This is a genomic window from Aquimarina mycalae, from assembly GCF_029906345.1.
GTDB lineage: Bacteria > Bacteroidota > Bacteroidia > Flavobacteriales > Flavobacteriaceae > Aquimarina.
In genome coordinates this window covers 275,339-289,128 of sequence record NZ_JARYGY010000008.1, presented here as the reverse complement: position 1 = coordinate 289,128, position 13,790 = coordinate 275,339, and the positions used below count along the sequence as shown (strand labels likewise).

Annotated in this window: 2 protein-coding genes; both read left to right on the top strand. The window is 36.9% G+C overall.

Going from position 1 to position 13,790, the window contains the following annotated elements; genetic code table 11:
• Nucleotides 1–307 precede the first annotated feature (307 nt).
• Nucleotides 308–1,867, top strand: a complete 1,560-nt coding sequence (locus QBK95_RS19565) for an IgGFc-binding protein (protein ID WP_280936243.1) — start codon at nt 308–310, stop codon at nt 1,865–1,867.
• Entirely contained in the window at nt 1,789–13,782 is an 11,994-nt protein-coding gene (locus QBK95_RS19560; protein WP_280936242.1) for a CLIPPER-2 domain-containing protein, read from the top strand. The genes QBK95_RS19565 and QBK95_RS19560 overlap by 79 nt, the downstream gene beginning before the upstream one ends.
• Nucleotides 13,783–13,790 lie beyond the last annotated feature (8 nt).

Below are 13,790 nucleotides of genomic sequence, written 5' to 3'. Positions count from 1 at the left end.
AAATATGTATTCTAATAAAACAGAAACTAATTGCACTGCCAAGGATTTAATTTCATATTATCAATATTAAAAACGCACAACACGCATTACGCTTTACCAGCTCACAATTTGTGGTTTTTACACAACGGGGAATTCTCCATAAAGTGTACCTTTGAAAAACACAACGTATTAACACTTTTTAACAAATGTTTTTAAACCTGATTTATTGTATTTAATCGATATTCCCTGTTTTTTAAAAGCTCCTAATTCATCAAAAACCTTTGTCTCTTTCTAATTTTAGAGATCTATTGTCATAATTACCCATCTCATGAAAAAATACTACCTATCACTCTTTTTTCTAATTGTCAGCTTTATCAGTGTACAGGCACAACTTAGTAATGTACATTACTTACCGCCACTTAAACAAGGTGGAAATAATCAAGCAATACGACAACAAGCTTTTTATCTATCTACACCTGAAACAATGGCTTTTAATGTCAATGTATTTCAAGGAACAAATATAACGGCTATTGCCACCATAAATATATCAAACACGACTCCAGGACAATATAATATAGCGGATGGTGACAATAACATTACGCTTGTTACAAATACTAATACAGGAATAGTTTTAAACAACAGTGGGTTACGTTTTCAGTCAGAAAATGGTGAAGAATTTTATGTTAATTATCGCGGTAGATCCAGTTCCCAGGCAACCTCATTAACATCTAAAGGTAGACAAGCCATTGGAACATTATTCAAATGGGGAGGTAGACCCAATTATGGTAATGGACAAAATAGTCTAAATGCAACCTTAGGTATTATGGCTACGGATCCTGGAACTACGACTATAAACATTTATGGATATGGTACGGATTGCGAATTTAGATTGCAAGGTGATAATGACGGGATTACGGATGATACATTAACCATTACCTTAACACAAGGGCAAACATATGTTCTAGAAGCATGGCGAAACGCCACCATTGCTAACATTGACTGTTGGTTGGGAGCCACTATCCAATCTGATAAAAAAATCGCCATTTCTAATGGAAATCTAAATGGAGCTCCCCGAATTGGATCAAATAACAGAGATGCCCTAATTGATCAACCTGTGCCTGAGAATGTATTAGGAAGAGAATATATATTTATTCGTGGTAATGGTCAGAACGATATCGAAACCCCAATTATTATTGGAACACAAAATGGTACGGATATTTTTGTAGGAGGCGTTCTGGAGACAACAATCAATACTGGAGAATATTATGTGATCGATGGAAGCAATTATACTCCAGCAGCAGTTAGCGGAAATATGTATGTAACCACTTCTAAAGAAGTGTATGCTTATCAACATTTAGCTGGTTCAGGTTCAGCATTTACTGGCGGTTTAAATTTTATTGCTCCAGTAAACTGTTTACTTCCTGATAGATTAAGTAACATCTCAAATATCAGGGATGTCGATGGTGCCAATTTTAATGGAGGTATCACAATAGTAGCTTCTACTACAACTCCGAATACAAATATTATAGTTACAGACGATACAGGAACGATAGCATTGGCCAATGAGCAAGCAGTAATTGGTACTGGAGATTGGAAAACTTTTTACATTCCTGGCCTAACAGGCAATGTTTCTGTACAATCCACAGGTCCTATTGCAGTAGGTTTTCTAGGAGTAAGTGGTGCTGCAGGGATTGCGGGATATTTTTCTGGATTTGATACGGTTCCTGTAGTAGAACTTGATGTAACTGGTGGCGGTTGTCTTCCTGGTGCTGATGTTTTCGAAATTTCATCAAGTTTTGATGCTTATCAATGGTTTCAAAATGGAGTACAAATTGCAGGAGCAATTACCAATGTATTTACGCCTACCGAGCCAGGAGATTTTTTGTAAGAGTTACCAAAGGAACTTGTACCTATGATTCTGCAATATTATCCGTATATAATTGTGATCCGGAAATCGTATTAACAAAAACAGTAGATGCTAGCCCAGTAATAGAAGGAGATACAGTTACGTTTACCATTACTGTAGAACATTTAGGTATTAACCCTGTAACTAATCTTGTAATTAATGATGCGCTACCTTCAGCATTAACTTTCGGGACAGGAACTCCAAGTTTTGGAACCTGGACAGCTCCTGATTGGACGATTGGTTCTATGTTTAGTGGAGAAATACATACACTAACACTAGAGGCAACAGTTAATGAAGGTTCTGCGGGATTAACCATTACGAATACTATTAGTAATACGCAAACCGAAGTAGAAGCAAATGCGTTACCAGACGATCCTACAGAAGATGTTACAATCATTAATAACGAATTAGAAATTACTAAAAGTGATCAGCCAGCTCCTGATGGGAGTTATGATACTGTTGGAGAAATTATCACGTATGATTTTGTAGTTACCAATACTGGTAATCAAGTGATTCCTAGTGTTACTATTTCAGATCCTAATATAGATGCTGGAAGTTTATCTCCTGCATCTGTTTCTAACTTAGGCATAGGAGCTGTTGCTAATTTTACTGCAACGCATACAATCACTCAAGCAGATATAGAAGCTGATCAAGTAGTAAATACAGCTACTGCAGAAGGTACTTTAGCTAATGGATTTGTAATTTCTGATACTTCGGATGATCCAGATACTATTGCGTTAGAAGATCCAACTATCTCCCCAATCGAGCAATTAGGTGCATTAGTGCTTGAAAAAATTGCACAACCATCTCCTGATGGTCTATATGATACACTTGGAGAAGTTATCACTTATGAATTTACAGTGATCAATACAGGAAATGTAAGTTTGGATAATGTTACCATTACAGATTCCAATATTGATGTTGGAAGTTTAAGCCCTGCATCTGTCGCAAATTTACCTGCAGGAGCTTCGGCTGTATTTACTGCAACCCATACCATTGTTCAACTAGATTTTGATAATGGAAATGCGACAAATACAGCGACTGCAAATGGTACAGAACCTGTAGAAGGATTAGTAGTCTCTGATACATCAGATGATCCAACCACTTTAGCTCCGAACGACGCTACAGTTGTCACAATTCCGCAATTTGGTCAATTAGAGGTTACCAAAGTTGATGATGCGCCTACAAATGGCCCATACAATACTATAGGGCAAACAATTACCTACACAATAATAGCCACTAGTGTAGGAAATGTAACATTGACAGATATAAATGTTGTAGATCCTAACGCGGATACACTTACATTAATAAGCACTACTGGAACGGATACAGGAACTGATAATATAGTGGATAGTATGGCTCCTATGGATACCGCAACTTTTGAAGCAACACATACAATTACACAAGATGATCTAGATGCTGCTCAGGTTGTCAATACCGCAACAGTTGGAGCCCAAGATCCTGGTTTAGGAAGTGTAACCGATCTATCGGATGATCCTGACGACCCAACCACAACAACTAATGACCCTACAATTGTTACTCTCATATCTAATCCTTCGATAACAGTAACCAAAATAGCAGATGATGACAGCAATGTCGCAGAAGGTCAAACGATAACGTACACATATACTGTTAGTAATACAGGAAATGTAACATTTGATGAAGTTAGTCTTGCTGATGTCCATTCAGGTAGTGGCACTCTTGGCACAATTACCTTACAAAGTACAACAGGAACAGATGATGGAGCAGATAATGATGTAGATCAATTGGATCCAGGAACGAACGCTATTTGGACAGCAACTTATACGGTCACTGCTACAGACATCATAAATCAATCCGACATTACCAATACGGTAACGGCGACTGCTACTCCAAGAACAGGAAGCATTGCTGATCCAGCAGACCTTATAGCTACCGAAACAGTAACTGTAAATCCAATAGAAACCATATGCGGCGGAACAACTTTAGCACATGATCTAACAGCAGATGTTGATCCAACTATAGTTTCATTTAGTTGGTCCGCTACAAATAACCCTTTTGTTTCAGGAGAAACCTCTGCTACTTCGACCGATTCTAATATTACAGATACTTTAATAAACACAAGTATTACAGATCAAGAAGTAATTTATACCATAACAGGATTTGATTCAGGAGGAATAGTGCTGGATACTTATACTTATACTGTAACAATACAGCGAACTCCTAGAGTAAACAATACTACTCGCACTGTAGACATTTGTACAGGAGATACACTTAATCAAAATTTAATTACACATGTTACCAATTATACTGATGGTGTTACTTTTTCTTGGCAAGCATCCGATAATATTAATGTAACTGGAGAAACCACCGCTACCTCAACAGATGACAGAATACAAGACACTCTTATCAATACTTCAACTACTCCTCAGGATGTAGTGTATACCATTACTCCTACTGCAGATGCTAATGGATGTTTAGGAACAGTCTATACAATTACTGTAACCATAGAACCTCCTTTGGTATTACCTCCAAATGATTCAACTACTGTAGAATGTATTGCAGATGCGACACAACCAACAGCGCCAGTAGTCACTGATAGTAGTGGTACTCCTATTACTCCAGTAATTACAGAAAATACAGATCCTACTTGTGAAGGTGATAAAATATATACCTACACCTATACCGATTGTGCAGGAAATGCTTCTGTATATACATTTACATATACAATTGATGTAACTACTTTACCTGTAGTACCTGCCAATGGTACCGCAACAGTAGAATGTATTGCTGATGCGACACAGCCAACAGCGCCAACAGTAACGGATGTATGTGGAAATGATATCACTCCAGTAATTACAGAAAATACAGATCCTACTTGTGAAGGTGATAAAATATATACCTACACCTATACCGATTGTGCAGGAAATGCTTCCATATATACATTTACATATACAATTGATGTAACTACTTTACCTGTAGTACCTGTTAATGGTACCGCAACAGTAGAATGTATTGCTGATGCGACACTGCCAACAGCACCAACAGTAACCGATGTATGTGGAAATGATATCACTCCAGTAATTACAGAAAATACAGATCCTACTTGTGAAGGCGATAAAATATATACCTACACCTATACCGATTGTGCAGGAAATGCTTCTGTATATACATTTACCTATACAATTGATGTAACTACTTTACCTGTAGTACCTGCCAATAGTACCGCAACAGTAGAATGTATTGCTGATGCGACACAGCCAACAGCGCCAACAGTAACGGATGTATGTGGAAATGATATCACTCCAGTAATTACAGAAAATACAGATCCAACCTGTGAAGGTGATAAAATATATACCTACACCTATACCGATTGTGCAGGAAATGCTTCCATATATATATTTACATATACGATTGATGTAACAACTTTACCTGTAGTTCCTGCCAATGGTACCGTAACAGTAGAATGTATTGCTGATGCGACACAACCAACAGCACCAACGGTAACGGATGTATGTGGAAATGATATCACTCCAGTAATTACAGAAAATACAGATCCAACCTGTGAAGGTGATAAAATATATACCTACACCTATACTGATTGTGCAGGAAATGCTTCCATATATACATTTACCTACACAATTGATGTAACTACTTTACCTGTAGTACCTGTTAATGGTACCGCAACAGTAGAATGTATTGCTGATGCTACACAGCCAACAGCACCAACAGTAACGGATGTATGTGGAAATGATATCACTCCAGTAATTACAGAAAATACAGATCCAACCTGTGAAGGTGATAAAATATATACCTACACCTATACTGATTGTGCAGGAAATGCTTCTGTATATACATTTACCTACACAATTGATGTAACAACTTTACCTGTAGTACCTGTTAATGGTACCGCAACAGTAGAATGTATTGCTGATGCGACACAACCAACAGCACCAACGGTAACGGATGTATGTGGAAATGATATCACTCCAGTAATTACAGAAAATACAGATCCTACTTGTGAAGGCGATAAAATATATACCTATACCTATACCGATTGCGCTGGAAACGCTTCTGTATATACATTTACCTATACGATTGATGTAACAACTTTACCTGTAGTTCCTGCTAATGGTACTGCAACAGTAGAATGTATTGCTGATGCTACACAACCAACAGCACCAACGGTAACGGATGTATGTGGAAATGATATCACTCCAGTAATTACAGAAAATACAGATCCTACTTGTGAAGGCGATAAAATATATACCTATACCTATACCGATTGCGCTGGAAACGCTTCTGTATATACATTTACCTATACGATTGATGTAACAACTTTACCTGTAGTTCCTGCTAATGGTACTGCAACAGTAGAATGTATTGCTGATGCTACACAACCAACAGCACCAACAGTAACGGATGTATGTGGAAATGATATCACTCCAGTAATTACAGAAAATACAGATCCAACCTGTGAAGGCGATAAAATATATACCTACACCTATACCGATTGTGCAGGAAATGCTTCCATATATACATTTACCTACACAATTGATGTAACAACTTTACCTGTAGTACCTGTTAATGGTACCGCAACAGTAGAATGTATTGCTGATGCTACACAGCCAACAGCGCCAACAGTAACGGATGTATGTGGAAATGATATCACTCCAGTAATTACAGAAAATACAGATCCAACCTGTGAAGGTGATAAAATATATACCTACACCTATACTGATTGTGCAGGAAATGCTTCTGTATATACATTTACCTATACGATTGATGTAACAACTTTACCTGTAGTTCCTGCTAATGGTACTGCAACAGTAGAATGTATTGCTGATGCTACACAACCAACAGCACCAACAGTAACGGATGTATGTGGAAATGATATCACTCCAGTAATTACAGAAAATACAGATCCAACCTGTGAAGGCGATAAAATATATACCTACACCTATACTGATTGTGCAGGAAATGCTTCTGTATATACATTTACCTACACAATTGATGTAACAACTTTACCTGTAGTACCTGTTAATGGTACCGCAACAGTAGAATGTATTGCTGATGCTACACAGCCAACAGCACCAACAGTAACGGATGTATGTGGAAATGATATCACTCCAGTAATTACAGAAAATACAGATCCTACTTGTGAAGGCGATAAAATATATACCTATACCTATACCGATTGCGCTGGAAACGCTTCTGTATATACATTTACCTATACGATTGATGTAACAACTTTACCTGTAGTACCCGTTGATGGTTCGGCAACGGTAAATGACATAACTGATGCCACACAACCTACAGCACCAACAGTAACCGATGTATGTGGAAATGATATTACTCCAGTAATTACAGAAAGTGCCGATCCTACTTGTGATGGTATCAAAACATATACCTTTACCTATACAGATTGTGCAGGAAACAGCAGTATATACAATTTCATATATACCATCGATGTTACAGCTACACTAGAAATTTCAGATACTTCAACTTCTGTTTGTAGCAATAACTCTCTTGCATTTAATTTATCAAACTTAACACCCCTTTCTGGAGTGACATTTGATTGGGTAATTACACCAAACCCAAATGTTACTGGTGCTACCGATGGTAACGGAAATACTATTCCTGATACTATACAAAATACCTCAGGGACTAATCAAGATATAATATATACTATTACACCATTCAATAATAATGGATGTAATGGAAACACATTTACGTTCACTGTTACAGTATTACCAGAACCTTTCAACAATACACCTCCAGTTAGCACTAGTTGTAGTAATATCTCGTTAAACCACAGTTTAGGCTTAGACGTAGATATTCTAGGATCCACTTTCTCATGGGTTGCAGCAGACAACCCAAATGTAAGTGGTGAAACAACTACTCCAAGTACTGCTTCAACAATTACAGACACCTTAATTAACACTTCTGGAAATATTCAAACGATAATATATACGATTACTCCAACTAGTCCAGATGGGTGCGTTGGAAACCCTTACACTTATACAGTTACCGTTAGCCCAGAAGCTGAAATCATATTAACCAAATCTTTTCTACCAGCAACCGATGGAAGTTATGATGCTGTTGGAGAGATTATTCAGTACGAAATAATTGTACAGAACGTAAACGATGTTGAAATAAATAACATCAATGTTACAGACGTCAATGCGGATGCAGGAAGTATTTCTCCAGCTGTAATAACTACAATACCAGCAATGAGTTCTGTAACAGTTTCAGCATCACATACAATTACTCAAAGTGATCTGGATTCGGGACAAGTAATTAATAGTGCAGCGGCAGAAGGTATAGATCCTTGTGGGACCATAGTTTCAGACATTTCTGATGATCCAACTACGGCAACTCCTAATGATAATACAATTACACCTATTGACCAAAAACCTTTTATTTCTTTAGAAAAAACGGCCATTTTCAATGATGAAAACGGAGATGGGTTCCCGCAAGAAGGCGAAACATTGACTTACAATTTTTCTGTATTCAATACTGGAAATGTAACGCTTACTAATATTAGCATTTTGGATCCAGTGATTACAATTAATGGAGGCCCAATTAATTTAATTCCAGGAGCATCTGATACAACAACTTTCTTTGGAAATTACGTTATAACGCAAGGAGACATTGATTCTGGGAGTATTACGAATTCAGCTGTAGTTTCTGCAGTAGCGCCAGATGGAAATACTATTAGTGATATCTCTGATGACCCAAACAATCCCGATAACAACGACATTAATGGAGATGGAAACCCTGATGATGTTACCATAACAACTTTACCATCTAATCCCGAATTAACAATCTATAAAACTGGAGTTTTTATCGATGGTAATAGTGATGGATTAGCACAAGTTGGAGAAACCATTCAATATAGTTTTGATATATCCAATACAGGAAATGTAACGGTATTTGGTATTAACATTGTAGATCCTTTGGTAACCATAAATGGAGGACCTATCAATCTATCTCCAGGACAAAATGATAATACTACATATACTGCAACATATATTTTAACTCAAGCCGATATAAACACTGGAAGTGTAACCAATTCTGCTATTGTCTCTGGAACTGATCCTAATGGAAATCCTATAGAAGATGTTTCTGACGATCCTACTACTACAGATGATAATGACAATACAGTTACTTCATTATCTAGAGCCCCACAACTTACACTATTAAAAACAGCTGTATTTAATGATGAAAATGGAGATGGATTTCCACAAATTGGAGAAACTATTAATTACATATTTGATGTGAGGAATACAGGAAATGTAACTATCTCAAATATTGTAATTACAGATCCATTAACTACCGTTTTGGGCGGTCCAATAAATCTTGAACCTAACGAATCTGATACAACCACTTTTTCTGCTATATATACAATTACACTTTCAGATTTAAATAATGGTAGTATTACGAATTCTGCAACAGTTACTGGGCAAGATCCAGATGGAAATCCTATTACAGATATTAGTGACGATCCTAATAACCCAGACAATAATGATATCAATGGAGATGGCAACCCTGATGACATTACCGTTACTCCATTGGCATCAAACCCTCAGTTAAGCCTATCAAAAATTGGTGTATTCGAAGATGAAAATGGAGATGGACTGGCACAAGTGGGTGAAACCATACGCTATACTTTTGAAATTTCTAATATTGGCAATGTTACAGTAACAAATATTACAATAACCGATCCTTTAACAACAGTTATAGGAGGTCCAATCAACCTTGATCCAGGACAGAATGATACAACTACATTTACCGCATCATACAATATTAATCAAGGTGATATCGATGCAGGATTAGTTCAAAATAGTGCAATTACCAATGGACAAGATCCTAACGGAATTTTGATTTCGGATACGTCTGATGACCCTAACAATCCAACTAACAATGATACTAATGGTGATGGTGAACCTGATGATGTAACCAATACTATGCTACCTTTTTTAGGAAATCTTGGTTTTACCAAAACAGCTTTAGCTGCAGCAGATGGAAGCTATGACAGTGTTGGAGAACAAATCACATATGAGTTATCCATAACCAATACAGGAAACGTAACATTGACTAATGTTATGATTTCGGATGTTAATGCAGATATTGGAAGTATTACTCCAGCCGTGATTGCTAGCATATCTCCAGGGCAAACAATTGTTGCAAATGCGACTCACACGATTACGCAAAATGAAATTGATGCAGGTGTGGTTAATAACTCTGCTTCTGTTGAAGGCATAGATCCTTCTGGAAATACAATTGATGATATCTCGGATGATCCTAACGACACTACCAATAATGATATTGATGGAGATGGAGATCCAGATGATATTACAGAAACTAATATTACACAAAACCCATCTATTTCTTTAGAAAAAACAGCCAATTTCAATGATGAGAATGGAGATGGAATACCTCAACAAGGAGAAACAATTACATATAATTTTAATGTAATAAATACAGGAAATGTAACACTTTCGAATATTACAGTTTCTGATCCCTTAGTTACTGTAAGTGGCGGACCAATTAGTTTGGCTCCAGGAGTTTCGAATACGAACACTTTCTTTGCTTCTTATACGATTACTCAAGCAAATATTGATGCTGGAAGTATTACAAATTCTGCCACTGTTACTGCAGAAGACACTAATGGAAATTCAATTTCAGATACATCTGATGATCCTAATGATACTACAAACAATGATACTAATAGTGATGGCGAACCAGATGATGTAACGATAACAACATTAATTAGTAACCCAGAACTTACGCTCTTTAAAACAGGTGTTTTTATAGATTCTAATAATGATGGACTAGCACAAGCGGGAGAAACGATTCAATATAACTTTGATGTAACAAATACAGGAAATGTAACGATTACTAATATCAATGTTTCAGATCCATTAATTCCAGTAACAGGAGAACCAATTACATTGATTCCAGGTCAAACCGACACTACTACATTTACAGCTACTTATGTATTATTGCAATCTGATGTGAATACTGGTGAAGTTATCAATACAGCAACAACATCTGGTATTGATCCATCTACAGGAGTAGTAACAGATAATTCTGATGATCCTACTACTATCGTTAATAATGATGCAACCATCACAACATTAGCTAGAGCCCCACAGCTTACACTGTTTAAAACGGCTAATTTCAATGACGAAAACGGTGATGGGATTCCCCAAAACGGTGAAACTATTTCCTATATTTTTGATGTTAGAAATACTGGAAATGTTACCATTACCAACATTACAATTTCTGATCCAATAGTATCTGTAACAGGTGGTCCAATAAACTTAAACCCAGCACAAACAGACAATACAAGTTTTACAGCCACGTATGTTATTTTACAATCGGATATTGATTCTGGTAATATTTCCAACAGTGCATTAGTAACTGGAGAAGATGATGATGGTGGTATTATTACAGACGTAAGTGATTTCTCTGACGATCCAGACAATCCAAATAATGAAGATCTAAATGGGGATGGCGATCCAGATGACCCAACAGTCACAGACCTTATTGGAAGCCCTGAATTGACGTTATTAAAAACAGGAACATTCAATGATACGAATGGCGATGGTTTTGCTCAAATCGGAGAAACAATTACATATACTTTTGAAGTTATAAATTCAGGAAACACAACCATTACAGATATCATAATTACGGATCCATTAGTTACTGTTAATGGAGGACCCATAGATTTGATACCTGATCAGAACGACACTACTTCTTTTACAGCAACCTATATAATAACTCAATTTGATATTGATTCAGGAAACGTTACCAATGCAGCAGTTGTTTCTGGACAGGATCCTAACGGAATCACAGTATCTGATAACTCGGATGATCCAAATGACCCTACAGATGTTGATGATAATAATGATGGAAACCCTGATGATAATACTGTAACAACATTTACTGTTCAAAGTGGTATCAGTATCTTAAAAGAATCATTAAGTGCTACTGATGGGTTTTATGATACTGTTGGTGAACAAATTAATTATTCGCTAACAATTACCAATACAGGAACTACAACCTTAACAAATATAGTTATTACCGATGCGAATGCTGATACAGGAAGTATCAATCCATCAAGTATTACAATTTTACTTCCAGGTGAAACTATTTTGGCAACTGCAGCTCATACAATAACCCAACTGGATTTAGATGCAGGAATCGTTATGAATACCGCCAATGTAGAAGCCGATGATCCTTTTGGAAATATAGTAAGTGATATTTCGGATGACCCTAATAATCCTACAGATGCAGATAGCAATGGTGATGGTGATCCAGATGATATTACAAATACAGACCTGATTCAAAATCCATCTATTCAATTAACCAAGGCTGCAGACAATGCACCAGATGGATTATGGGATACTGTTGGAGAGATTATTACCTATTCATTACAAGTAACCAATACAGGAAATGTAACCTTAAGTAATATCGCTATTTCAGATTCAAATGCAGATACAGGTAGTATTATACCTGCTAATATCGCTACGTTACTGCCTGGAGAAACTATTGCAATTTCAGCTGCACATACAATTACACAACAAGATCTAGACACAGGTTCTGTAACCAATATAGCTTCAGTAACCGCAGAAGGCACCAATGGCGGTATAGTAACTGATGATTCTGATGATCCTAATAACCCTACTGACAATGACAGTAATGGAGATGGCGAACCAGATGACCCAACCATTACCTCTACTCCACAATTAGGAACTCTTTCAGTACTTAAAACAGTAGATACTATCACTTATACTGAAGTTGGAGATGTGCTGAATTATACAATCACAGTTACTAACACTGGAAACGTAACATTACTAAATGTAAATGTGGTGGATCCTAATGCAGTTTTAAACAATCCTTCATCCATAGCCACACTTGCTCCAGGAGAAACATTTATAGTAACTGCTACGCATGTGATTACAGAAAATGACATGATAAATGGTTTAGTTTCGAATACAGCATTTGCGAATGCATCGATCCCTAACTCCTCTAGAACTATCACAGAAGACTCAGATGATCCTGATGATCCTACCGATAATGATCCTGATAATGATGATGACCCTGATGATCCTACGATAAGTTATTTAGATACTGATGGTGATGGAATTCCTAACATTATCGATCTGGATGATGACAATGATGGTATTACCGATATCGAAGAACAAAACGGTGATCCTTTATTAGATACCGATGGTGATGGTATTATTGACAGTTTAGATCTAGATGCTGATGGTGACGGAATCTATGATTATATCGAAGCGGGTCATGATGGTATCGATAGTGACGGTGATGGAACCATAGACGGACCTTATGGAGATGACGGTATTCCTGATCAGGTGCAAGATGATCCAGATACTGGAGAAGTAAATTATGACCCTCAAGATTCTGATGGAGATGGAATCGATGATTTCCAAGATATTGATGATGATAATGATGGGATACCTACAGAGGACGAAAACCCAGATCCTGATGGAGATATGGTTCCCGATGATGCTTTTGACTCTGATGGTGATGGAATCCCTGATTATTTAGAACCTAATAATTCGGATCCAACAGCAGAAGATGATCTGGAAGTATTCAATGCCGTAACACCAAACGGAGATGGTGATAACGATGTGTTTATCATTCGAAATATTGAGAATTTCCCAGAAAATGAATTAAAAATATTCAATCGATGGGGTGTACTTGTATACGAAGCCATTGGATATGGTCAAAACCAAGAATATTTCAGAGGAGAATCTAATGGTAGAGCAACGGTAAATCAAGAGCGCCAGTTACCAGTAGGTACTTATTTCTATGTATTGGCATACAAGAATGATTCAGGAATATCCAAAACTAGATCAGGTTATCTATACATCAATAGATAATACCAACA